The organism is Photobacterium galatheae, from assembly GCF_000695255.1.
In the GTDB taxonomy this organism is placed as follows: Bacteria; Pseudomonadota; Gammaproteobacteria; order Enterobacterales; family Vibrionaceae; genus Photobacterium; species Photobacterium galatheae.
Window position 1 is genome coordinate 13,120 of sequence record NZ_JMIB01000005.1, and the last position, 25,218, is coordinate 38,337.

A 25,218-nucleotide genomic window follows, 5' to 3' on the forward strand; every position below is an offset into this window, starting at 1 on the left:
GACAGTCGAGGTTCGCCGTTTTATCAATGAATTGGTTTGATGAGAAAAATGATGAAAATAGAACCAGTGGAAAAGAAAGATCATCTGAGACTGATCGAAATTTGGGAAGCTGCCGTCAGAGCCACTCATGATTTTCTGAAAGAATCTGATTTGCAGGCGCTGAAGCCACTCATTCTGAATCAGTATTTTGATGCGGTTGATTTGAAGTGTGCCAGAACCCCTGATGGGGTCATCATGGGTTTTTGTGGTGTCCATGACGACAACATTGAAATGCTGTTTGTCTCACCGGATGCTCGGGGTAAAGGTGTCGGCTCGGCATTGGTTCATTATGCCATTCATTTTCAGGGAGCCAGGAAAGTGGATGTCAATGAGCAAAATGAGCAAGCGTTAGGATTTTATCTGTATTCTGGTTTTTCTGTGATCAGCCGTTCGCCGCTTGATGGACAAGGTAAACCCTATCCGTTATTGCATTTGGTGCTGCCTGAATCTCTTGTCATTAAATAAAGCGTCAGCTACAGAAACCAGTTATTACAGAAAACAAGAATCACAGAAAATGAAGAATAATTTGATGTGCCAGTGAAATCAGAGGCATATTGTATGAACCTTCATGTTCGCCGAAATTCAAGGATCACGGCGAACCTCGATAGATATGTTCAAGATCGTATTTTGATTGGAGAATCAATGAGTCAAACATTCTGTAAGGACACAATGGATAAGGCATATACTGCCTATTTTCGTTTTAATAATGAAAGAACCCTGTCGACCCATTTACCGAGCGAATTGCAAATACAGCAGGGTAGCCACTTCACCACCTATCTCGACCCGACCCGCCGCTATGATAATCAGGTTGTGATCTATGGTGCTGAAGCTGAAAATCATTTCGATGATGTTTTCGCTCAATATCGCGCAGACACGCCACCAGAAATATGTATTGAGCCTGTAGCGGTCAGTGTTGCTTTATCTGAATGCCTGATCAAAAAAGGGTTCATTCCCTCGTTTTCCCATGAATTTCTGGCTTTGGCGGCTGGTGATTATCAATTGCCGGTTGCGGATAAAAATAACGTTCGTATCGAGATGTGGGGTACGGAAAAAGCGGATGATTTTCTGGCTTTACTGAAAACCTCAGGGTTGGTTTGTGCCGACGAAATCTGGCAAGCCAAGCGTCACCTCTATTGCACCGAAGACTTCCGTTGTTATGTGGCATTGATCGGGGAAACGCCTTGCGGTTGGGCAACCACTTTCTTTACAGGTCAAACGGCCATTCTGGCAAATGCATATACACAAGAAAGTTTCAGAACACAGGGATGTCAAACGGCACTGTTACACCGACGCATTCAGGATGCGATTGCACAGGGGGCAACACTGCTGCTGACCGATGTGATGCCAGACAGCATCAGCAGTAAAAACTGCAAAAGGCTGGGTTTCTCGACGCAGACGATTCGGACCGTGTGGGAAAAAGTGACACCCTGATCTAAACAGGATAGAGAGGCTTTGAGAGCAAGGTATTGTTTTTCATCGCAATACCTTGCGGCGCGATACCCAGTGTGGATACTGCGGATCTTTGTTCACTGAAATGAAACGCCATGAAAGTCATTGCCATTCGCAGTATTCGCTGGTATCAGAAATATGTGTCGCCGTATAAAGGGTATCGGTGTGCCCATGCCGCTTTTCATGGTGGGCAAAGTTGTTCTCAGGCGACCATTGAGATCCTGCAAACGGCGACATTGACTGAATGTCCCGCCGCTGTCCTTGAGCGATTCAGTGCGTGCTGGGCGGCATCAATCCAGCTCAATCAGAGCAAACGTAAAAGCAAAAGGCGTCGCCGACAAGAAGATGACGATGCAGCATGCTGTAGTCTGTTATTTCTTCCATTCGATCTGCTGAATTAATCCCATAAAACTCGGTTTTGCAGCGCAGTGCTTTGCGAAGAAACTGTCAATCATGCTGACTGAAAACTGCAATCACGTTTCCTCTCTGCGTCAGCAGTTTTGATTCTTCACGACTGACGGTGTCATTGATTTGTTTGATCAATCATCAACTTTTCATGCTTTGTGTTGTTTGAATCTCCCGAATGCTCTACACCTATCGTGTGATAAACAATATTCACAGTGTGCGCGGGCATATTGTGAAGCAGGAGGTGATATGGAGCAATTCACGTTCGAACGACTGGAGAAAATGGTCGGCGAAAAATTAACAGTCACACTGGATAACAATCAAACGGCCGAGGTTGAAATTTCCGATGTTCAGCGAACGGCAACACATGGCAAGTTATGGGAGGCATTCGCTTTATACCTTGATTGTGGTGAATTGGAGGGTGGTTTAGCACAGGGCACTTATCCGTTCAGTCACGAGAAGCTAGGCGAGGCGGCACTGTTTGTCTCTCCGAATTCGGCCAGAGAGCTGGAAGTGATTTTTTCCCGCCGGGTAGAACAACCTTAAATTTCGGAGGTCGGAATGGAACCTTTTATTGGTAATATTCAGATGTTTGGCGCAAATTTTTACCCCAGAAACTATGCCTATTGTAATGGCCAGTCTATTACGATCACTCAGAATACAGCGCTGTATGCATTACTGGGAGACACGTTTGGGATGGTTGGACAAACTGCGTTCAAGTTGCCTGATTTGCGCGGAAGAATGCCGGTGCACCCTGGCATTTTTGGTTATACCAAGCAGCAAATCGAGCAGGGGAATACCGGCGGTCTGGAAAGTGTCAGTCTGACAACCGATCAATTACCGGCTCATACGCATCAGCTCCAGGTTTCCAGCCAGCCGGGAAATACTTATCGTCCGTATAAAAAGAAAACATCCGAATCGACAGTTTTTGCATCCGCAGAGAATGGCAGTCCTGTTTATGCTCAGGCGGCGAATCTGGTCCCGATGAGTGCAAAAGCAATGGGTTACACTGGAACTGGCACAGCACATGACAACATGCAGCCATCTACAGTGATCAACTTTTGTATTGCACTAACGGGTATTTTTCCGGACAGAGACTAGGAGAGAAAAAATGTCTGAGCGTTATCTTTCTGAAATTACCCTTTTTACAGGCAATTATGCGCCAGTGAAGTGGGCATATTGCCTTGGCACGCTCATGCCGATTTCCGGAAATGAGTCGTTGTATTCGTTATTAGGCACCATGTTTGGTGGCAATGGTCGCGATTCGTATGCCTTGCCTGATTTACAGGGCCGGGTTCCCGTCGGAATGGGGAGTGGCCCCGGATTAACCCCCAGGCAGCAGGGGCAAAAGTTCGGTCAGGAGAAGGTTGTTCTCACCTCGGTTAACTTACCCAGCCATACCCATGCTCTGCAAGCGTCGGCAAATGCTGCAGTCTCACCTGAACCATCTGGTAATTTCGTTTTAGGTCAGGCAAATCAGTTTGTTGATCAACCAAGTGACGACGATTTAGTGGCAATGAAGCAAGATGCAGTCAGTGATGAAGGTAACAATGAAGCACATCCGAATATGGCACCGACATTGGCTTTGAATTTTATTATCTGTACTGCCGGCCAGTATCCGGTCAGGGGCTAAGGAGAAAGAATCATGGAAGCTTTTTACGGTGAAATTATGATGTTGCCTTATGCTTTTGCACCGAGATTCTGGGCTTATTGCGACGGGCAGATCATGCAAATTGCTCAAAATCCAGCGCTATTTTCAGTCATCGGAGACCAATTTGGCGGAAATGGTCAGACAACCTTTGGAGTGCCGGATTTAATGGCCAGAGCGCCTTTAGGTACGGGACATGGTGCAGGGTTAACGGCTCGTTATCTGTCTGAAAAAACCGGAAATGAAGTCATGACGGTACTAAATCAGCAGATGCCCTCGCATACACATACGCTGGTGGCTGCGAATACGATTGCGACTACGGACAACCCGGCGGGTGCAATGGCTGGGATATTCAGAGTCGGTGACTTCAGTGAGGCACGTTATAGTACGGAAGCGCAAAATATTATGCTCAATGAAAACAGCATTGCGGTTCAGGGGAAGACGGAACCTCATGAGAACATGCAGCCGTTTCTGGCTGTGAATTTTTGTATCTGTATTGATGGGATATATCCGAGACATTCCTGACACTCGACTGGCCCAATGTTCGACAGGCACTAGCGCGATGTCGGTGCCTGTCTTGTCCTGACCGGCAATGAAATTAGATGTGAACTGTATATGCGCTGGATAGCTATTTTCTGTTGCTTTGTCTCACTGAAGGTGATGGCAGGTCACTGGCCTGCGTCATTGTCTGTCCTGTATCAGGGGAAGCCTGTTGTGCTCCGGCTGGTTGAGGCGGCACCGGCGCAGCCGATTTATAGCCATACACTGCTGGGCAATCAGGGGTTGAGGGTCGGTAACCGGCTCTTGGTGCGTCATCAGAAGCAATTCAATTTCAATGACAGGTTAGACGGGCAATATGAGACGGCCATTGTGTTTGAATTGGAAGACCGGTACTGGTCGATGATTGTCACGGCGGGCGCGGAAGATTCGCTCGATTTATTGAAGCAGTTGCAAAGCACTTCAGGAATTGAGCTGGTCGAGCCGGATTTTTTACAAGTCCGGCTGTTCCGGCAGCCTCAGGATACTGTGTTGCCGCAAACAGCAGGGAGGCCGGTTCGCGAGCAATTAGGTGTGAACCAATGGCCCGAAAAAGCAGGGCAGGCCGTGAATATCGCCGTGATTGATGCCGCATTCAGCCTGGCCGACGCGGCATTACAGCCGATCAATGTCAAACTTCATTATGATGTGGATAACCGTCATCCATTGCCTTTTGACGCGTCGTCTATCGCTGAATCTGGTTTTGATACCATGCATGGTGATGCGAATCTGGCAACGATTTGGTCGAAAAAAGCGGGATATACCGGGCTCGCACCGGATGCGAATGCGATTTTACTCCGTCGGGACCGCAACTGGACCTCTGATATTCTGACTGCCTTGCAACTGGCCTTTCTCAGTCATGCCGATATTGTGCAGGCCGCATGGACACTCCCTTTCACGCAGCAGGCATTGTCCGATGCGTTAACGTTTCTGAATGAAAATGGCCGGAATGGGAAAGGAACCGTGATTGTGGCTGCTGTGGGGAACAGAAAGCATGATCTTGACCATAGTTTTTCTCTGGCGGCGCAACCTCAGGTGCTGGCTGTAAATGCGGAAAGTCAGGGGCGATCTTGGCCAGTTTCCGGCCGAACCATTGCCAGTCAGGTGCCTGTCCCTTATCAGGTTTATTCCAATGTGACAGGGGAATACAGCCTGACGTACTCGAATACGTCGGCGGCAACGGCCGCCACGACCGGCGTGTTGGCTGCAGTGTTGAGTGTGGATCCATTGTTGAGTGCTCAACAGGTGTCTCAGCTCGTTCGTCAGTACAGCCGGCCTGTACTTCAGGCACAGAGCCTGATGCAGCGTGTGCAGCCTCATCTGCGGACGCCGGAATCCAATTGATAACAAGGAAGTGATGCTATGCAATTACAAGATTTAAAACTGCCGGGTGGTTTACATGTCCGCCCTTCGAATAGTTCGGCGGCTGATCGGATTTTTCTGGAGAAATTGCACAACGAGCAACGGGATGACCTGCGGTTGATTGACGGCGAACGTGACTTCATTGAGTCGTTGATCGACATGCAGTTCAATGCCATGAATCAGGGGTATGGTGATCAGTTTCCCAATGCGCTGTATTTTGTCATTGAGTATCACAAAGAAGAGGTCGGCAGGGCGGTGCTCGATTTTTCTCAGGACAAGGTGCATTTGATTGATATTGCGTTTAAGCGGGAAGCCAGAGGGCACGGACTGGGCGAAGCTGTCATCCGCTCTTTTATGTATTCAGCGCACCAGCTCAAGGCCCCCATGATGCTATCGGTTCAGCAGATGAATCAGGGGGCAAGGCAGCTTTACCTGAAACTGGGGTTTACCATTGAGCAGGTCGAGCCACCCTATGAACGGATGATCTGGTATCCGGCCAGCCTGAAACCAGTCTTCGCTGGCGTTTAAGCCGGCGAATTATACCGGATAACCAAATCGGGCAAACAGGTCTTCATGTGGTTGAAAACAGGCTTCTGCGATATGCCGTTCATTGTCTGTCAGCCGGGCGATTTGCGCTGCATTGCGATTTTTCAGTGCAGATTTTTGACCTTTGATCCAGCGTGGCGGGATGAAGTCGATGTCTTCAAATTCGGGCATAAATTTTCGGATGGTCTGAGCTGTCGCCGCGGGTGAATCACAGATGTCTTCATAACGAATCAGGAGATAAGGATTTTTGCACTGCTGCAAATTTTCCTGCTGCTGCCGGAAACACCATAAGACATGTTGTGCTGCCAGGGTTGCAATATCCGGTAAATCACGTCTGGCTCTGATCACAGATTCAAACATGGCATAGGGGTTTCGGATCAGAAAGAGAAACGTCGCGTCATCAAACTCCTCGGCCAGCATGGCCATTCTGGCAATGTTGCAGGGCGATTTTTCCACAAAGACACGGGCGGCTTCTGATTGCGGTGTTGCCACATTTGCCCAGAGGTTGCGGATTGCAGGCCAGTCGTAAGCTGCGGGCGTCTGCAGCTTGTTCAGGGTATTGAACTGACTCCAGACAAAGTGGCTGTTATCCCGGTTGGGGTTTGGCCCGGCAAAGCCTGCAATATAGTGCCCTTCACCGGGCAGGGTGATGGCCTTCTGACAATCGCTGAGTGCGGCAGAAACCAGAGACGAGCCTGAATTGTTCGGGCTCATGATGAACAAATGACTGCTGGCGTTGTGAATTCGTTTTACAGGTCTGGCATCAAAAATCAGGTGAATTCTGTCTTCACTGGAAGGGTTGATCACCCGGTGTAATCCCAGATTATTGATGTCGTACATCACGCCAGTTTTGAAATGGTGTGCTTGGTGATCCAAATAAAAGATGATGGCATCATTGGTCTGGATCGGGACATGAACCCGGTGGTATTTCGCAAAAATAGGCGCACTGTCTCTGTGTTCCGGAATTTCACAACCGCTCGGTAATTTGGCAAACATTAATTTTGCGATGTCCAGTTTTGAATACCCATAATATTGAGCGAATCGAGCAAATATTGGCGCGAGCAGAGGCTGCATGGCCGCTAATAATTCATCGTGACTTTCTGTGAATTCATCCGTTTTAAAATACAACACCAGACTTTCCGTCTGTTTGTGTACGGCGTAGGTATTTTGACGATAAGGATTTGCTTTCCAGGCTGAATCCGGTAATTGTTTCAGGCACTTGGTGATTTCGGTGATATCGACATGACCGATCGGGATACAGGGCTTTTCGAGAAACATAAAGAAATCCGTTGAAAGTCATTATGAATCACTCACCATATCGGTGTTTCCGGATAAAAAGCAATCACGAATATCCACAAATCACGGAAGGTCAACAGATCTGATGAACAATGAACAAGAAACGATGAATTACGGCATGACGAGCTGCGCACGTTTCCCGTTATTACTGAAAGCGATGAACAGTAGTATGTTGGTGAGCGCCCACAATCTGGATTGCCTGTTTGTGATCAGCAGTGACGGTGACGATTTACGGGTCGAGCATGTCCGGCTGCAACAGCTTCTGGGAATCGCACTCAGTGACGATCAGCAGCGTTTATCTCTGGCGGCTTACCATCAAATCTGGGATTACCGGCGAATCACAGAGCAGTCGGGAGATGCCAGTTCGGCGAATGCCTTTTCTGGCCACGATAGTCTGTATTTTCCTTGTGGGTCCATCACCACGGGTCATCTGAACACCCATGATCTGGCCTGGGGGAAGGAAGGGCTTTTTTTGGTCAATACCCGGTTTAATTGTGTTGCCCGGGCCGTTTACGGCAAGAGCTTTGAGTTTGTCTGGAAACCGCCTTTTATTTCTGAACTGGTTGCTGAAGATCGGTGCCACCTGAATGGCTTAGCGATGAAAGACGGCGTGCCGGCTTATGTCAGCTATTTTTCCGGGACGGATCAGCACTATGGCTGGCGGGAGGGCAGTAGCTTTCAAGGGGCCGTGATGCGGATCGGGGATAACCAGATTGTGGCAGATGGCCTGAGCCTGCCTCACTCCCCGCGAATCCACAACGGATACCTGTATTTTTGTGAATCGGGTACTGGCCGGTTGTGGCGCTGTAAAGAGAATAGCTTGCCTGCATCCCGCTCTGATCTGGAGCTGGTGGCTGAGTTAAACGGTTTTACCCGTGGCCTGAGATTGGTCGGCGATATGGCGTTTATCGGTTTGTCTGTTGTCCGTCCGGCGAAAGATGGCCTGAAAAGGCATGTGGATATGCCTTTGCTGCACATGCAAACATCGCTGGCTTCTGGTGTGATAGTGATCGATCTTCGGGATGGCAGTGAAATTGCCCGGCTGACGTTTTCTGGCGCTCTGAACCAGATTTATGATGTCGAGCTTCTTTTCGGAAGCGCTGCACCGCGGTTTGTCGAGATACAATCTGATGAAATCACGGAAATCTTTGCGCTTTGAATGTTGCGCTTTGGCACATTTTTAATCTCAAAACATTTCTTTGTGTCATGTTTTTGACGTGGCATTCTTGCACACTCATAGTCTTCTGATTCAATAGCTACTAGTTGCACTTATTTATTGGTTCTTGAACCGGGTGTCGTCGTTCGTTCTGTGAATGGATGAAGTGAAACGGACTGCGCACTTTTCGTATCACACTATTGCAGGCAGATTATGATCAACGGACAGATGATGTCGCATCTGGCTCAGGCCACGCGGCGGTTATTCACATGTTCGGATGAAGTGAGTGCAGAGTCACTGTCACTTCACCCCGTTCAAAAGGATGTGACGCGCTGGGTAACCTCACTGGCGTTAGGGTTGGCGGGGAGTCAGTTATTGATGACCGCTGCTTATGCGGAAGAACACTTTCCTTCACAAGGACAACCCCGTCCGGTTGAAACGCAGACGGCGCCTGTCACCACAAAAGTGCAGCCGAACGCCGGCCTGGAGTTCGATCTGAATACCTTTCTGGCACAAACCCATCACCTGAAAAAAGGGGTCCAGGCAGGAAAGCAGGTTGTTGGCGAACTCACAACCGGGATCGTCGGCCCGAGTTCCCGAACGGGTTCCCGAACAGATTTCCGAACAGATTCCCGAACTGATTCTCAAACGGGGACAGGCAGTCGCGCTGGTGAAGCGATGAATGCTGCCTGGGAGTGTTATGGCGGTCTCTGTTATGGCGGGCCCTATGACGGAAAAATATGCTCGACGGATAGTGAGTGTAACTCGGCGCCATCCAATCATGCGCCCTCGAATATCAGTCTGACGTCAACCAGCATCAATCAGTCTGCAACGGCATCCGGCGCTGATGTGGGCACCTTGTCGACAACAGATACAGACAGCGGGGACACACACAGTTATTCGCTGGTTTCGCAAGGGAGCAGTGTGTCCGGCAGCTGTACCTCGGATGCAGAGAACAGTCAGTTTCAAATTAACAGCGCGACACTGGAAACCGGGAGCGCATTGTCGGCTGGGAACTACAACGTCTGTATACAGACCCATGATGGTACGACGACCTATCAAAAATCTTTCACGATTACTGTTGCAGATGACGTTGCGCCCGCAGTCCCTTCCACGCCGGATTTATCCTCTGGATCAGACAGCGGTACCTCCGACAGTGATAATCTGACCAAAAATCTCACACTGACCTTTACCGGCACAGCAGAAGCCGGCAGCACAGTGGAACTCTTCAGTGATCAGGTGGGCAGTACGCCTCTTGGTGCCGGGAGTGTGACGGGAGGGAACTGGAGCATTACCACCAGCGCGTTATCTTCAGGCTTAACCCATGTGATCACGGCCAAGGCCAAAGATGGCAACAATAATCAGAGTGCAGCTTCTTCCGGATTAACCGTCATCATTGATACGACGGCACCTTCCGGACACAGTGTGGCGCTGGATCTGAGCCATTACAACAGCAGCAATGCTGGCAATGCTTCGTTTACTTTCACCAGTGGTGAGGTGGGGGCTGAATACAGTTACACGATTTCTTCGAATGGTGGCGGCACACCCGTGACGGGTTCAGGAACACTCAGCAATGCTTCCCAGACACTGAACGGCATCGATTTGTCCGGTTTATCGGATGGCACACTGACTTTGTCCGTCACATTAACGGATGCGGCAGGTAATACAGCCACGGCTGTGACGGGGAATGCGACGCTGGATACGGCGAAACCCGGTATCGTCATTACCAGTAATAAAGCGACAGTGAAGCAAGGGGAGACAGCAGCAGTTTCTTTCACCCTGAGCGAAAGCAGCAGTGACTTTGTCGTCGGAGATATTCAGGTTTCGGGTGGCAGTCTGTCAGATTTCACCGGCAGTGGCTTAGCCTATAGTGCGATTTTCACACCAGATGCAAACAGCGAGGCTGTTGCGACGATTGATGTGGCTGCGGATGGTTTCACAGATACCGCAGGTAACGGGAATACCGCTGCAACGCAACTGACAATCAGTGTGGACACGATTTCGCCGATGGTCACAATTACGAGTGACAAAGCGGCGCTGAAGCAGGGGGAGACAGCGAGCCTCACCTTTACCCTCAGTGAGAGCAGCAGCAATTTCTCGGCCGGTGATATCGTTGTGGCCGGGGGCACCTTGTCGAACTTTACCGGCAGTGGTACCAGCTACAGCGCCACCTATACCCCCAATGCCAATATCACGCTCGGCACCATTGATATAGCTGCGAATGTTTTTACTGATAGTGTCGGCAACGGTAATACTGCGGCGATTCAACTGAGTCTTGCGATTGATGACATTCCGCCCACGGTGACTATCACCAGTGACAAAGCAAGCCTGAAACAGGGCGAAACCGCGACCGTGACTTTCACCCTGAGCGAAAGCAGCAGTAATTTTGCAGCCGGAGATGTGATTGTCTCTGGCGGTACGCTGTCGAATTTCACAGGCAGCGGGACCAGCTATAGTGCCACCCTGACCCCGAGCGCGAACAGTACGGCTGGTGCGACGGTTGATGTGGCAGCCGGTGTATTTACGGATGCGGCCGGTAACGACAATACTGCGGCCAGCCAGCTGGCAATCAGTGTGGATACGGTACAGCCAAGCGTCACCATCAGCAGCGATAAGGCAACGCTGAAGCAGGGTGAAACCGCGACAGTCACCTTTACGCTGAGTGAAAGCAGCAGTGATTTTGCAGCCGGAGATGTGATTGTTTCTGGGGGGGCGCTGTCGAATTTCACGGGCAGTGGCACCAGCTACACCGCGACCTTTACACCAGATGCGAACAGTACAGCAGGCGCGACGATTGACGTCGCCTCGGGCGTATTTACTGATCCGAACGGGAATGGAAACCTTGCGGCCAGCCAGCTGGCGATCAGTGTGGATACGTTGCAGCCGATGGTGACAATCACGAGTAATAAAGGCGCGCTGAAGCAGGGCGAAACCGCGACTGTGACTTTCACTTTGAGCGAAAGCAGCAGTGATTTTGCGGCCGGGGATGTGATTGTCTCTGGCGGTACGCTATCAAATTTCAACGGCAGCAGCACGGGTTATACCGCAACCTTCACACCGGATGCGAACAGCACGGCTGGTGCGACGGTGGATGTTGCAGCCGGTGTCTTTACCGACTCTGCGGGCAACGGGAATACGGCAGCCTCTCAGTTGGCGATCAGTGTGGATACACAGTTGCCGACAGTGAGCATCATCAGTGACAAGGCAGCGTTGAAACAGGGCGAAACAGCGACCGTGACCTTTACCCTGAGTGAAAGCAGCAGTGATTTTGCAGCCGGAGATGTGATTGTCTCTGGCGGTACGCTGTCGAATTTCACAGGCAGCGGGACCAGCTATAGTGCCACTCTGACCCCGAGCGCGAACAGCACGGCTGGTGCGACGGTTGATGTGGCAGCCGGTGTCTTTACGGATGCGGCCGGTAACGACAATACTGCGGCCAGCCAGTTGGCAATCAGTGTGGATACGGTACAGCCAACCGCCATCATCAGCAGCGATAAGGCAACACTGAAGCAGGGTGAAACCGCGACCGTGACGGTGACATTGAGTGAAAGCAGTACCGATTTTACGGCAGGAGACATGACCGTCTCCGGGGGAACACTGAGTCAATTTACCGGCTCTGGCACCTCGTATACTGCGATCCTGACGCCAGCCACAGACGGAGATATCACCCTGGATATCGCCAGCGGACGATTTACCGATCCGAATGGCAACGCAAACCTGGCTGCGACACAGCTGGTGCTGACCTATGACGGCACCGCGCCGTATATCAGTGCGTTGAGTCCGGCAGATGATGCGACGGATGTCAGTTATCAAAGCAATCTGGTGATCGCCTTCAGTGAAGCGATTCAGGCGGGCGCGGGCAGCCTGAGTATTGTCGATGCGACCACGTCTACGCTTCTGGCGAACTACGCCATGACGGACAGTGCCGTGAGCATTTCGGGAGACACACTGACCGTGTCGCCATCACAAACCTTTGTGCCGACCCATGCTTACTATGTCACCATGACGAATGATGCATTAACGGATGATGCCGGCAATGCGTTTGCCGGATTCAGCAGCGAGACTTTCTTCAACTTTACCATCGCGAATGCGCAGCCGGTTGCGACGGATGACACCGCCTCTGTGCCAGAAGATGATTTGATTGCGATTGATGTGCTGTCGAATGACAGCGATGCCGACAGTCAGCTCAACCCGGCTAGTGTCACTGTGGTGACCGCGCCTCAGCACGGCAGTACCAGCATCAATACCGGCACAGGAACCATCACTTATACACCGGATGAAAACTTTGCCGGGACGGAAACCTTTACCTATCAGGTTGAAGATATTTACGGGGCCGTTTCGTCGGTTGCGACGGTGACGGTGACCGTGACGCCGGTTGCCGATGCGCCTGTGGCGACTGCCGATGTGGGCAGTACGGATGAAGATACGCTGGTAGCGCTTGATGTCCTGGCGAATGACAGTGATGTGGATGCCGGGGATACCTTGCAGGCGTCTACATTAACAATTGTCACACAGCCTGCGCATGGTTCTGCCAGTGTTGAAAACGGGAAGATTCAGTATCAGCCTGAAGCGAATTTTGCGGGAACCGATACGCTGACTTATACCGTGAAGGACAGTACCGGACTGGTCTCGAATACGGCTTCGGTGACAATCAACGTTGCCGGTGTCAACGATGCGCCTCAGACCGTGGCCGATGCCTTGTCTGTCAATGAGGATGAGAGCGGTGTCGTCGATGTGCTGGCGAACGACAGTGATATTGACGGGACGCTGGCACCAAACACGGTTCAGGTAATCACGCAGCCACAGAACGGGCAGGCCAGCGTTGCCGCCGATGGCAAAGTGACTTATACGCCGAGTGCCAACTATTTTGGCAATGACAGCTTCACTTATGTGGTTCAGGACGATCTGGGTGCAACCTCGCAGCCTGCGACCGTGACGGTGACTGTCGCCAGTGTGAATGATGCGCCGGTTGTGGCCGATGACACGGCGACATTGCTGGAAGATACGCCGCATACGGTCAACGTGCTGGGGAATGATCAGGATATTGACGGCACGATTCAGGCCAATACCTTAGCGATCGTCACGCAACCGGTACAAGGCAGTGTGGTGGTGGAAAGCAGTGGTGCAGTGGTGTACACCCCGGCGCTGAATTTCAGCGGTGAAGATCAGTTTACCTATCGGGTGAACGATGATCAGGGCGCTACCTCGAATATTGCGACCGTAACGATGACGGTTCAGGCGGTGAATGATGCGCCGGTTGCCAATAATGACCAGTCGACGACGCAGGAAGACACCGCTGTCGATATTTCGGTAATTGCCAACGACAGCGATCTGGACGGCACGCTGGATCTGAATTCGATTCAGGTTCAGACGCCGCCGCAGTTCGGTCAGCTACTGGATCTCGGCAACGGCAGCCTGCGCTATACCCCGGATGCCAATCAGTCAGGAGACGATAGTTTCACCTATACGATTGATGATAACGAGGGCAGTGTCTCGAATACGGCCACGGTATCTGTGACTGTGGAGACGGTCAATGATGCGCCAACCATCAGCGGGACGCCGTCACTGAGCGTCGATCAGGATCAGAATTATGAATTCCTGCCCACGGCATCGGATATTGAAAACGACGGACTGACGTTCAGTATTGCCAATATGCCGGCCTGGGCCAGCTTTGATCCCCAGACCGGCCGCTTGTCTGGTGTGCCGGATAATGATGCGGTCGGTCAGTACACCAATGTGATCATCAGTGTGAGTGACGGGGATAAAACCACGGCGCTGCCGTCCTTTACGATTACGGTCAATAACGTCAATGATGCACCAGCAATCAGCGGACAACCGCAGGATCAAGTCTCGGAAGACAGCGCATACAGTTTTATGCCGCAAGCCACGGATATCGATCAGGATACGCTGACCTTCAGTATTCAGAACAAACCGGCATGGGCCAGTTTTGATCCTCAGACCGGGCAGCTTTCCGGCACGCCGGATAACAGTCATGTCGGAACCACCAGCGGCATCGTCATTAGTGTCAGCGACGGGCCGGAAACGGCATCCCTGCCTGCCTTCGATATCACGGTTGTGAACGTGAATGATCCGCCGGAAGGGGAAAACCTGACGGTCTCGCTGGCAGAAGATCAGACGCTGTCGATTGTGCCATCAATGACAGATGTGGACAGCAGCTCGCTGAGCCTGCTGGTGACTGCATCGCCGCAGCACGGCAGCTTGACGGCACAAAGTGGCTTCACTGCGCAGAGTGGCGGCTGGCTATATACGCCGCAGGCCGATTTTAACGGGTCCGATACTTTCAGTTATCAGGTGACAGACGGGGAGCTTGTCTCTGCGACCTATACGGTGACGGTCACCGTGACGCCAGTGAATGACATCCCTGTGATTCTCTCGGACAGCTATCAGTTCAAAGCCAATGCACAGGGCCGTTATGTGCTGGATGTGCTGAGTAACGACAGCGATATCGATCAGGATCCGCTGTCTCTGCTCTGGGCGACGACTGAGAAGGGCACGGTGTCGATTGAAAACGGGCAAGTGATTCTGACAACCACCCAACAGGGGACGATGTCTCTGAAATATGCCGCCAGCGATGGTGAGGCGGATCAACAGGTCGGGCAGGTCACTGTGGTGATTGAATCGGCCGACAGTCAGCCGCCGGTAATTCAGGCACCCGCGGATGTTGAGGTGAGTGCAACGGGCCTGTTTACCCGGGTCAATCTGGGCGTTGCGAAGGCCACGGACAGTCAGGGCAAGGCACTGGCGGTGTCTGTGGTGGACCGGAAACCGTTCTTCAAACCGGGTAAACACACCGTGTACTGGCGTGCAGTGGATGCCAGTGGACGTGAGTCGCAGGCCAGTCAGCAGGTGATCGTGAATCCTCAGGTGTCGATCGCCAAAGATGGAAAGACCACGGAAGGCACCACGCATAAAGTCCGTGTCTATCTCAATGGTCCGGCACCGGCATATCCGGTGACCGTGCCTTACACCGTAGCAGGTACCAGTGACGGCAGTGATCACACGCTGACCAATGGTGAAGTTGTGATTCAGAGCGGCACCGAAGGTGTGATTGAATTTGATGTGCTGAGTGATTCAGTGCCGGAAGGGATGGAGACCCTGGAAATTACCCTGTCTCCGTTGGAGAATAATCTCGGCAGTAAATCGCACTATACCCTCAGCATTCTGGAAGAGAATGTTGCGCCGTCGGTCACGGCATCCGTGGTTCAGGACAGCGAATCCCGCCATATTATTGATGCCTCCGGCGGTTCGGTGACCGTGACGGCCAGCGTCGCGGATCCGAATACGGGCGACAGTCACAGTTACCTGTGGGAAGCCAGCGACAGTGCGATGGCAAACCTCAGTACCGAGGACAGTCAGTTCATTTTTGCCCCGGGGGCCTTAACACAGGGCGTGTATTCACTGACGCTGACCGTCACGGACAATGGTTCTCCGAATCTGTCGGTGAAACAACAGATTTACCTGGAGGTGGTTGCACAATTAGCCCAACTGGGTGGCGGAGACAGTGACGGGGACTTGCTGCCAGATGATCAGGAAGGTTACACCGATGGTGATTCGGACGGTATTCCGGATTATCTGGATGTGATCACTGACTGTAATGTCGTGCAGGAGCAGGCCGTGGTCTCTGACCGCTATCTGGTTGAAGGGGATCCGGGCGTTTGTCTGCGCAAAGGAATGACAGTGGCCGGGAATAAACTGGGGGGCGCTCAGTTGCAAGCGGATGAAATTCCGTCTGACAGCGGTGCTCAGAATATCGGGGGCGTGTTTGACTTTGTCGCCCACGGGTTACCGGTGGCAGGTCAGCGCTATCAGGTGGTTCTGCCACAGCGCTTGCCGATTCCTGCCAATGCCGTTTATCGCAAGTACACCGAATCGCAGGGGTGGGTGAATTACGTCATCGATGCGCAGAACTTTGTGTCTTCTGCACCGGGCGAAGCCGGTTACTGTCCGCCACCGGGAGACAGCCTGTGGCAGACCGGTCTGCGTGAAGGAGACTGGTGTGTGCAACTGACCATTCAGGATGGCGGCCCGAATGATGACGACGGTCAGGTGAATGGCAGCGTGATGGATCCGGGCGGTGTCGGTGTTCCGGTCAGTCCGAATCAGCTGCCGCAAGCGCAGGACGATAACCTGCTGCTGAACCGGAACGGCGAAATCACTATTGACGTGCTGGCCAATGACACTGACGCCGATCATGATCCGCTGACGGTGATGGCTTCCTCGGTCGATTTCGGGGCAGCGACGCTGGTGTCGAATCAGGTGCACTATACAGCCCCTCACGGGTTCTATGGGGTGGCGACGATCAGTTACAGCATTTCTGACGGTATGGGCGGCACGGCCAATGCTGAAGCGAAAGTGACCGTGCTGAACAGTGATTATCCGGTTGCCCTGAACGATACGGTACAAACCGATGATCAAACTGCGGTGGTGATTGCGGTGCTGGGGAACGATAGTGATGCGGATGGCGACAGCCTGTCTGTGATTGCTGCTGTGGCAGACCGGGGCACGGTGAGTATCAATGGCGATCAGACCTTAACCTTTACGCCAGAAGCGGGTTATGCAGGTGACAGTGTGATTACGTACCGGATTCAGGATGCGACCGGACTGGAAGCCAGTGCTCAGGCACGCGTGACGACAACGCTCAAGGAAGACATGGTGGTGAAAAATCGGGGGGCTGGTGCGATGTCGGCCATGATGTTACTGCTGTTGGGTGGCATTGGTGTGATGCGTCGCTGGGGCGGGCGTTTGCTTGCGCTGGTGCTGAGTTTACTGACTTTCAACAGTCAGGCCGCCTGGTATGTCGATGCCGAACTTGGCGTCAGTCAGGCCAGTGAGCGTCATACGCAACCTGCTGATACCGCGGTGTCTCTGGATGATACGGATACGACTTGGTCTTTCGGCGTTGGCTATGAAACCGACAATCAGTGGCTGCTGACCGCACGCTATGTGGATCAGGGCGAAGGCGAAGCGACGCTGACCCCTGATGGCCTGACAGCCAGCGATTATCATCAGCAAGTGTCGAAGGCGACGCCAGCACTGACATCCGGTGTGGCGCTGGATGTTCGGTATCCCGTGTTGGCTGATAACGACTTCCGGTTGCTATTGGGGGGCGGGGTATACCGCTGGGAAGTGGATTACCGCAGTACCCATCTGGGAGAGACGATCAAATCGTCTGACTGGGGCGTCGACCCCTATCTGACGATTGGGATCGATTATCGTCTGCATCCTGCCTGGCTGGCGGGTGTGAAGTTCAACCGTTATTTCATTGATATCAATGACATCAGCCAGACCTCTCTGACGCTGACTTACCAGTTCGGACAGTAACCTGAGTTGTGAAACAAAAAATGCTGGCTTCGGCCAGCATTTTTTATGAATGACAGTGAGAGCGGTCAGGGATGCCAGATGGTGATTTAAGCCAAAGGCGTAAAATACTTCCCTTTCATCTGGGTTATCGTAAAGGTTTTTACCCGGACATTGGGAGACCAGTGGTTCATTGGCCAGCCTGCCTTTTGTTTCAGTGCTTTGATGAAGGCAGCTGGGTTGGGCAGTTTCTCCCAGACCTGCGGCAGAAACACGGCTTGCGAATAATGTTCGGTCAGAATGACGCCGACCTTGTGTTGCTCAAGATAGGCCAGCAGTTCTTCTTCCGAGTTGACAGAAAGGAGCTTTGGCTCTGAGAGCACTGAGATCTCAATCGTCAGGCTATCCAGCTGCTCTTCGGTGAGCGGCATGAAGCGTCTGTCCTGATAGGCACTGTCTCTGGCTTTGTTATGGACTTCAATGACCAGCGGCTCGTTGGCTGTGACGGTGCCCAGGCAGCCCTGAAGTGTGCCATCCACTTCAAGGGTGACAAAGCAGGCACCTTTGGCGCGTAGCTTGCGGTGATACAAATCCAGTTGCGGCGGAAGCGGCAGATCATCGGAAAAATGGCTGCGGATGGCCTCTCGGGCAATATCCAGCAGTTGCGTCATTTCTCCCTTATTCAGGGCTGGCTTCTCCGGGGGCAGACACGAGGTAACTGACATATCCAACGACTCTCTCCTTATCTCCGGCCGCCATGTCGCCGGAGTTTTTATATTCAACTTGTTTTAAATCATAGCCTCTTTGCTTCGCCAGTAATAACAAGGTGTTGATCCCGGTTGCGCCACAGGCTTGCTGAGGCGTTAACGACGGATCGAACTTTTCAATCACTTTCAGAGTTCGGTGATCGATATCCTGTGCATCTGCATAGGGGTGGTAATGGCTCAGATCGCTACTAATCACCAGCAGCGTGTTGTTCTGCCACAAGGTATCCAAGATTTCTGCCAGTCGTATTGGGGAAATATCACCAGTGAGGATCGGCAGCAGGGTAAATTCTGGCAGGCAACTCTGAAGGAAAGGCAATTGCACTTCCAGGCAATGTTCCAGCTCGTGAATATGATCTGAAATAACAATATCATCGAAATGTGACAATTTTTCAACAGACGTCACGTCTATCTGGACATGGCCTAACGGTGTGGCGAAATACTGAACACTGGGTAGGGCGCAGCCTTCAAAGGCATAATAATGACTGGGGCCAATCAGAATGACTTTCTGATACAAATGCCCGGTTCTTTTCAGCCATCGGTAAGCCCTGGCAGCGACTTTGCCGGAGAATATATATCCCGCATGCGGCACGATCAGTGCTCTGGGCAATGCTGTGGTTTTGTCTGGGGTGATCAGCCATTGACTGAGCAGTTTGCTCAGTTCAAACGGCGAAGCCTGATAAAACCGACCGGCGACGGCAGGGACACGAATGGTCATCGTCTGGTCCTCTATCTTCGAACAGGTCCCTGAACAGTTTCCTGAACAGATCTGTACGAGTTGATCCGGTCATGCCATCGAACGTGCATCAGACATCACGTGGGTTCTGGCGGTGACCAACTATATTTAAGTATAGAAAGGATTAATTTCGTGGAGCATTTCCATGGCTCAGTCTCATCCGATACGACGCGATCAGCATGCTGCAGAAACATGCCCTCCGGAACGCTGGCCAACCCAGTACTGGCATCAGTTAGATGACGGCCGGGTGGTGTGCGATGTCTGTCCAAGGCATTGCGGGCTTCGTGAGGGTAAGCGAGGCGCCTGCTTTGTACGAATGGCGGAGCATGGCCAGATTGTGCTGACGAGTTACGGCCGTTCCAGTGGCTTCTGTATCGATCCGATTGAGAAAAAGCCCCTGAACCATTTTTATCCGGGCAGCTCGGTTTTATCTTTCGGGACGGCCGGGTGTAATCTGGGCTGTAAATTCTGCCAGAACTGGAGTATTAGCAAATCGCGTGAAATCGATACCTTAGGGTCAACGGCGATGCCTGAGCAAATTGCCCGGGCAGCGCAACAGCATGGCTGCGATTCGATTGCCTTTACCTATAACGATCCGGTGATTTTCATGGAATATGCGATGGACTGCGCCGATGCCTGTCACGCGCACGGGATTCATAGTGTGGCCGTGAGTGCCGGTTATATCTGTGATGCGCCGCGACAGGTGTTTTATCAGAAAATGGACGCGGCGAATATCGACCTGAAAGCGTTTACAGAGCACTTCTATCACAAGATTTGCAGCGGGCATCTGGCCCCGGTGCTGGATACTTTGTTGTATCTGAGGCATGAAACCCGGGTGTGGTTTGAAATCACGACACTGCTGATCCCGGGTGAAAATGACAGTCCGGCTGAAATCGAAGCCATGTCACGCTGGATCATGGACAATCTCGGCCCAGATATCCCGCTGCATTTCAGCGCGTTTCATCCGGATTTTAAAATGATGGATACCCCGCCGACGCCGCCGGCAACCGTCAAACGGGCGAGACAGATTGCGCTGGATGCCGGTCTGAATTATGTCTACGTCGGGAATATTTTTGATGAAGCTGGCGACAGTACCTATTGCCCTGGCTGCGGAACCCGGGTGATTACACGCAACTGGTATGCGCTGGGGGATTATGAACTGACCGACAAAGGCTGCTGTCAGCACTGTGGTTACCAGCTTGCCGGACGGTTTACCACGCCCGGTGAAAGTTTTGGACGCAGACGGATTCCGATTCGGATCAGTGCCTGATGACGTTAAAACCGACAAGTTCGTCAATTGGGTTTTACTCTGTTGCAGCTTTGCTTTATCTTACCGCTTTCCGAAAAGCCAACAGAGAATGTCCCACATGACTATCGAAGCATTGCATCAGTTTCAGAATCTGGTGATTACTCAGCCTAACTGCCCTTACTGCGTGAGAGCGAAAGCAATCCTTGACGGGCGTGGGACAGACTATACGACACTGGTGCTGGGTCAGGATCTGGAAAAAACCGAGATGGTTGCTTTCATTGAGCAGGTGGCCAACACCACAGTACGCACGGTGCCGCAAATTATTCTGGATGGCCGGTATATCGGGGGGCATGATGACCTGGTCGCTTTCTTGGAGCGGCAGGTTGATCACGACGCGCTCAGTGATTTCGAATTGTGATGAAAAAGGCTCCCGGCGGGGGCCTTTTTCTTTATTGATGATCTTTTTAGTAAGGAGACGACAGAAATGAGCTTCCATGTAAAAGTGATCTGGCAAGGCAACAGTCAGCCCGGAGAAGCATTCAGCCGGGATCATCAAATTCATTTCGGCAGCGGTCAGCAGGTTCAGGGCTCATCTGCACCGGAATACCAGGGCAGTGCCGATAAAATCAATCCGGAAGAAAGCCTGATGTCGGCCTTGTCTTCCTGTCATATGCTGACGTTTCTGGCAATTGCGCATCTGAAGCGTCTGCCGGTTGCCAGTTATCAGGATAGCGTGACCGCAGAGCTGGGGCAGAATGAGGCCGGCAAAACCAAAGTGGCTGTGATTGACCTGAACCCCCAGATCACTTTTGCAGCAGGGATTGAAGTCTCCCCAGAGGTGCTGGAAAAAATGCACCAGAAAGCTCACGCGAATTGTTTTATTGCGAACAGTTTAAATGTGACGGTTCGTTTAGATGGTAAGGAGTTCGAGCATTGATCAATCCAGAAACAAGCCTATTGTTACAGGGGCTGTATGCAGGGAAAGTGGCGCAGCATTTCGGCATCACAACCGCGATGGTCAAACAACCGGTCATGGGTCAGATGTATTTGTCTGAGACTGGGCTGGCCGAGGATGAATGTGCTGAAGTGAGATTCCACGGTGGGAAGGAAAGAGCACTGCATCAGTATCCGCAGGAGCATTATGCGTTCTGGCAGCAGCAATATCCTGAGCGCGAGTGGGTGTCTCCGAGTATGGGTGAAAACCTCAGTTCGCTGGGGATGACGGAAGACAATGTTCGCATCGGCGATCGCTATCGCTGGGGGGAAGCCATCATCGAAATCAGCCAGCCTCGTTCGCCCTGTTTTAAAATGAATGCGCGCTGGGATCTTCAGGGCTTTTCTGAAGTGATGCAGACATCGGGTCGCTGTGGCTGGCTATACCGTGTAATTCAGCCCGGTTATGTCAGTGCTGAGGAGCCTTTGGTACTGATTCAGGCCGGGGATGAGCGCTTTACGGTCAAACAGGTACTGGACTGGTATTTCAATGATCCGATGAATGTGGACAAGTTGCGTCTGTTGCAGTCATGTCGCGCATTATCAGAGAAATGGCGGGGCACGATTGGTAAGCGTCTGGAAACGGGCGAACTGGAAAACTGGCAATTCCGCCTGAAAGGAAAAGCCTGAAGCAAACAAAACGGGCCGAATGATGGCCCGTTGATTCAGGAATGTGTTTGCAGTCAGCTTAGGATAACGCGTAGCCAATCAGACCGGCAATCGCGAGACAGGCACCACCGAACACACCATATTCAATGCGTTTTTCAACCACGCATTCAACATCTTCTTTTTTGACCGTCAGCATACTGAAGATGCAGCCACCCGCCAGTGCAACGGCTAAGACACCCAGGCTAAACAGGATAGCCGAAACAAAATCCATCAATTCCATATCAATCCTCTTTTTGGACTTACCCTATCAATTTGCGTATCGCGTGCTTATTACTGAATGGGCCTGTCCGGGGGAATGGACAGACCTGCACGTCTTGAATGCGGGGCGAATCATACACCTTCTGAGGTGTGCTGTAATCCCGGAGGGTGTAATCAAAGATGACGGACGAATCAGACGAAGGCTAGCCTTGCTGCAAAAGCGATCAGGACCACACCCAGTGAACGTTCGATCAGATGCATTTGCCGCTGGAACCAACAACGGGCCTTTTCGGCAGAAAATACCAGACTGACCAGCGTGAACCACAGGGCATTCACCGAGCACATCCAGGCACCATAAAACATCTGTACTGTCATTGGGGTATCAATACTGACGACATTGGTCATGACGGCCAGGAAAAACAGGGTGGCTTTCGGGTTGGTGGCATTGGTCAGAAACCCGATACTGAATGCACGCTTCAGTGACTGTGACTCAATGGGTGTGTCCGGATGTTCTTCTGTATTGGTTGCAGTGGCTGACTCATTGTGCTTCGCTGGTTTGCTGCGGCAAAGCTGCACGCCCAGATAAACCAGATAGATTGCCCCGAGCACTTTGGCTGCGGTGAGCAGCCATTCGGAGGTGTGCATGAGCGCACTGACACCCAGCAGGGTATACAGCACATGAATGCCCAATCCGAAACCGATGCCCAGTGCCGTCATGACGCCATGAGTCCGGCCAAATTTCAGGCTTTGCCTGACGGTGACGACAAAATCAGGGCCGGGTGCAACAACGGCCATAAAGTGGATCAGTGCCAGAGAGAGAAATTCTGGCCAGTATGCATTGATCATCATTGATATCCTTATGGGTTCAGGCCGCTTCTGGTATGTGGTAGCGCACCTGGAGATTTCCTTGTTGCAGCCGGGTCGAAATCCGGATATTGGCTGGCAGCTCACGGGTATTACTGATATGCGTGCCGACACAAGGCAAGGCGGAGAGATCGCCGAATCCGACCCGGCGTGTTCCCGTCTGATCCAGACTGATTTGAACCGGGAGTCCGGCTGCGATTAACCGGCTCAGATGCTGCGCAATGGTCTGCTCATCCAACTCCACGACATGCGTCTTGGGGGCGAATTCAACATGACAGGTGTTCGGCCAGTGATTTGCCCTGATGGGTTGCCAGCCATTTTGCAGGCCAATGGTTCCGATCAGATGTCCCAGGCTGTGCAGGCAGCTGTGCAGTTGCCGGGCTTCTTTGTCCAGCGCCATGGTGGTCATGCCGGTTGGCAGGGGATGATCAAGAATATGTTGAATCTCATCACCGACTTTCCGGGTGTGCAACACCTGCGCCCGCTCTCCGCAATGGGTCAGGATACGGCCGGTATCACCGGGCTGGCCTTCATCCTGCGGATGAAAGACGGTTTTATCCAACACGGCAATCCATTGTCCATCTTCCTGAAAACAGGCAAGAAGTTCAGCCTCACAATAGAGTTGATTGGTGCTGAGGTATAACGCTTGTGTTGCCATCATTGATGCCATGAACGCTTTCCGTGTAATGCCGGGATTGGTGAGATAGGCAACATTGTAATCACCGGCGCGGTGCATGATAATCCATCATCAATTCAAATAACTTTTGCGTGAAACGCACGAATCAGAGATCGCATGAGCAGCAATAAACACATTGGTCTGATGCAGGACATGGCCATTTTTGTCTCCGTCGTGAAAACCGGCAGCTTTTCAGAGTCGGCAAGATTGCTGGGGGTGTCACCTTCTGCGGTCAGTCGGACCATCAAGCAGCTTGAACAGCAACTCGGGGTGTGTCTGTTACAGCGAACGACCCGGAAACTGCGTCTGAGTGAAACAGGCAGAACCGTTTATGAGCGCTGTCTTCAACTCGATGAAGCCGCCCGAGAAGTGGTTTCGCTCTGTGAAAGTCAGGATAGTTCAGCCCGGGGTGTCGTCAAGGTCGCTGCGCCGAAAGCGGTGGCGCACTCGCTGATTCATCCTTATGTTGCTGAGTTTCTTCGGTTGTATCCGGCGATTGATGTGCATCTGGTGCTCGACGATCAGGCGCTGGATCTGATAGAGCAGGAAATTGATATTTTGTTCCGGATCACCCGGCAACCTCCACAGGGGTTAATCGGGCGGAGCCTGATGCCGATTGACCATGTGCTCTGCGCATCGCCGGAATATCTGGCTCGCAAGGGAATCCCCGTACACCCGAAAGAATTAACCGGTCACAGCTGTATTTCGCTGGGAGAGAATGAAGCGGATTCGAAATGGCGGTTCCGCAAAGGAAGCAACAAAATCACGGTGCCGGTGACCGGTCGTTACCGGGCAAATCATTCACGCGTTCGTCTTGAAGCCGCGGAGCAGGGAATCGGCATTGCCAGCTTACCTGTGTTTGTTGCCGAAGGCGCGATTGCGGAAGGCAAGATTGTTCAGGTGCTCCCCGAATGGGAATTTGAAACGGCCTATACCGGTGATTTATGGATGTTATACCCGGCGACGCGTCATATTCCGGCCAAAGTGAGTTTGTTTGCAGACTATATTGTCGGCAAATTAGGCAAGTCGTGAACTGGGCTTGAAGTCAAGGCGGGAATCTACAAAAGAGACAACTGTATCTGTGTCACCGGACACCCAGAGATAGCGCCACTGATCAATCTTGGATGCCGAACGTGAAGCGATGGAAAACACTGTTCAGAAGGACATCAGTACAGAGGCAAGCTGCGCGAAATAAATCGCTAAAACTCGTGAAAATGCAGGTCTTTGTGATGAACCAAGGCCTGCATCATGAATTAGGCTTTTAGAAATAGACCAAAAAAGAAAGGTAGCGCGGTGAAAATTGCATTTTTTGG

The 25,218-nt window shown here is 51.9% G+C and carries 22 protein-coding genes; 16 read left to right on the forward strand and 6 right to left on the reverse strand.

From position 1 onward, the window contains the following. Window positions 1–51: 51 nt before the first annotated feature. The 9 genes from EA58_RS03340 to EA58_RS03380 all read left to right on the forward strand — a co-directional run bounded on the left by EA58_RS03340 (window position 52) and on the right by EA58_RS03380 (window position 5,968). On the forward strand, window positions 52–504 hold the full coding sequence (locus tag EA58_RS03340; protein WP_036749138.1) for a GNAT family N-acetyltransferase: 453 nt from the start codon (window positions 52–54) through the stop codon (window positions 502–504). Window positions 505–708: 204 nt separating this feature from the next. Further along, window positions 709–1,470: a GNAT family N-acetyltransferase gene (locus tag EA58_RS03345; RefSeq protein WP_036748934.1), complete on the forward strand. Its 762-nt coding sequence runs from the start codon at window positions 709–711 to the stop codon at window positions 1,468–1,470. 113 nt (window positions 1,471–1,583) lie between these two features. Next, window positions 1,584–1,889: a membrane protein insertion efficiency factor YidD gene (gene yidD / locus EA58_RS20800; protein WP_051641873.1), complete on the forward strand. Its 306-nt coding sequence runs from the start codon at window positions 1,584–1,586 to the stop codon at window positions 1,887–1,889. A 253-nt stretch (window positions 1,890–2,142) separates the two neighbouring features. Then, window positions 2,143–2,439: a DUF6916 family protein gene (locus tag EA58_RS03355; RefSeq protein WP_036748936.1), complete on the forward strand. Its 297-nt coding sequence runs from the start codon at window positions 2,143–2,145 to the stop codon at window positions 2,437–2,439. Between the two features lie 15 nt (window positions 2,440–2,454). After that, window positions 2,455–2,994: a phage tail protein gene (locus EA58_RS03360; RefSeq protein WP_036748938.1), complete on the forward strand. Its 540-nt coding sequence runs from the start codon at window positions 2,455–2,457 to the stop codon at window positions 2,992–2,994. Window positions 2,995–3,004: 10 nt separating this feature from the next. Further along, on the forward strand, window positions 3,005–3,526 hold the full coding sequence (locus EA58_RS03365; RefSeq protein WP_036748940.1) for a phage tail protein: 522 nt from the start codon (window positions 3,005–3,007) through the stop codon (window positions 3,524–3,526). Between the two features lie 12 nt (window positions 3,527–3,538). Then, the gene (locus EA58_RS03370; RefSeq protein ID WP_036748941.1) at window positions 3,539–4,066 is read left to right on the forward strand and encodes a phage tail protein; all 528 of its coding nucleotides are present in this window, start codon (window positions 3,539–3,541) and stop codon (window positions 4,064–4,066) included. Window positions 4,067–4,156: 90 nt separating this feature from the next. Beyond that, entirely contained in the window at window positions 4,157–5,422 is a 1,266-nt protein-coding gene (locus EA58_RS03375; RefSeq protein ID WP_152547923.1) for a S8 family serine peptidase, read from the forward strand. 18 nt (window positions 5,423–5,440) lie between these two features. Beyond that, entirely contained in the window at window positions 5,441–5,968 is a 528-nt protein-coding gene (locus EA58_RS03380; protein ID WP_036748943.1) for a GNAT family N-acetyltransferase, read from the forward strand. Between the two features lie 9 nt (window positions 5,969–5,977). Here the strand turns inward: EA58_RS03380 and EA58_RS20805 are convergent, their stop codons facing one another. Then, window positions 5,978–7,264 carry a sulfotransferase gene (locus tag EA58_RS20805; RefSeq protein ID WP_051641874.1) on the reverse strand — a complete coding sequence of 429 codons (1,287 nt, stop codon included), beginning with the start codon at window positions 7,262–7,264 and terminating at the stop codon, window positions 5,978–5,980. Window positions 7,265–7,367: 103 nt separating this feature from the next. On the opposite strand from EA58_RS20805, the gene EA58_RS03390 reads away from it, so the two are divergent. Further along, window positions 7,368–8,441 (forward strand): TIGR03032 family protein, encoded by a 1,074-nt coding sequence (locus EA58_RS03390; protein ID WP_051641875.1) that lies wholly within the window; start codon window positions 7,368–7,370, stop codon window positions 8,439–8,441. Between the two features lie 210 nt (window positions 8,442–8,651). Then, complete coding sequence (locus EA58_RS03395; protein ID WP_051641876.1) at window positions 8,652–17,780, forward strand: Ig-like domain-containing protein; 9,129 nt, start codon at window positions 8,652–8,654, stop codon at window positions 17,778–17,780. 86 nt (window positions 17,781–17,866) lie between these two features. Here EA58_RS03395 and amrA read toward each other — a convergent pair whose 3' ends face one another. Beyond that, window positions 17,867–18,481: an AmmeMemoRadiSam system protein A gene (gene amrA, locus EA58_RS03400; protein WP_036748944.1), complete on the reverse strand. Its 615-nt coding sequence runs from the start codon at window positions 18,479–18,481 to the stop codon at window positions 17,867–17,869. Continuing rightward, a complete protein-coding gene (gene amrB, locus EA58_RS03405) occupies window positions 18,435–19,238 on the reverse strand; it encodes an AmmeMemoRadiSam system protein B (protein WP_036748946.1) in 804 nt (267 codons plus the stop codon). Before amrB ends, amrA begins: the two co-directional genes overlap by 47 nt. A gap of 163 nt (window positions 19,239–19,401) precedes the next feature. Here amrB and amrS point away from each other — a divergent pair, with 163 nt between their 5' ends. The 4 genes from amrS (at window position 19,402) to EA58_RS03425 (ending at window position 22,128) form a co-directional block, all read left to right on the forward strand. Beyond that, window positions 19,402–20,526 (forward strand): AmmeMemoRadiSam system radical SAM enzyme, encoded by a 1,125-nt coding sequence (gene amrS / locus EA58_RS03410; RefSeq protein ID WP_051641877.1) that lies wholly within the window; start codon window positions 19,402–19,404, stop codon window positions 20,524–20,526. Between the two features lie 88 nt (window positions 20,527–20,614). Beyond that, on the forward strand, window positions 20,615–20,923 hold the full coding sequence (locus EA58_RS03415) for a glutaredoxin domain-containing protein (protein ID WP_036749153.1): 309 nt from the start codon (window positions 20,615–20,617) through the stop codon (window positions 20,921–20,923). Between the two features lie 66 nt (window positions 20,924–20,989). After that, window positions 20,990–21,442, forward strand: coding sequence for an OsmC family protein (locus EA58_RS03420; protein WP_036748948.1), 453 nt, complete (start codon window positions 20,990–20,992; stop codon window positions 21,440–21,442). After that, a complete protein-coding gene (locus EA58_RS03425) occupies window positions 21,439–22,128 on the forward strand; it encodes an MOSC domain-containing protein (RefSeq protein ID WP_235199544.1) in 690 nt (229 codons plus the stop codon). Before EA58_RS03420 ends, EA58_RS03425 begins: the two co-directional genes overlap by 4 nt. A 58-nt stretch (window positions 22,129–22,186) precedes the next feature. Here EA58_RS03425 and EA58_RS03430 read toward each other — a convergent pair whose 3' ends face one another. The 3 genes from EA58_RS03430 to EA58_RS03440 form a co-directional block, all read right to left on the reverse strand. Continuing rightward, complete coding sequence (locus tag EA58_RS03430; protein WP_036748949.1) at window positions 22,187–22,387, reverse strand: hypothetical protein; 201 nt, start codon at window positions 22,385–22,387, stop codon at window positions 22,187–22,189. A gap of 170 nt (window positions 22,388–22,557) precedes the next feature. Next, window positions 22,558–23,214: a LysE family translocator gene (locus tag EA58_RS03435; protein ID WP_235199545.1), complete on the reverse strand. Its 657-nt coding sequence runs from the start codon at window positions 23,212–23,214 to the stop codon at window positions 22,558–22,560. Window positions 23,215–23,230: 16 nt separating this feature from the next. Beyond that, window positions 23,231–23,965 carry an alanyl-tRNA editing protein gene (locus tag EA58_RS03440; protein ID WP_051641878.1) on the reverse strand — a complete coding sequence of 245 codons (735 nt, stop codon included), beginning with the start codon at window positions 23,963–23,965 and terminating at the stop codon, window positions 23,231–23,233. A 57-nt stretch (window positions 23,966–24,022) separates the two neighbouring features. On the opposite strand from EA58_RS03440, the gene EA58_RS03445 reads away from it, so the two are divergent. After that, complete coding sequence (locus EA58_RS03445) at window positions 24,023–24,937, forward strand: LysR family transcriptional regulator (protein WP_036748950.1); 915 nt, start codon at window positions 24,023–24,025, stop codon at window positions 24,935–24,937. The last annotated feature ends 281 nt before the right edge of the window (window positions 24,938–25,218 follow it).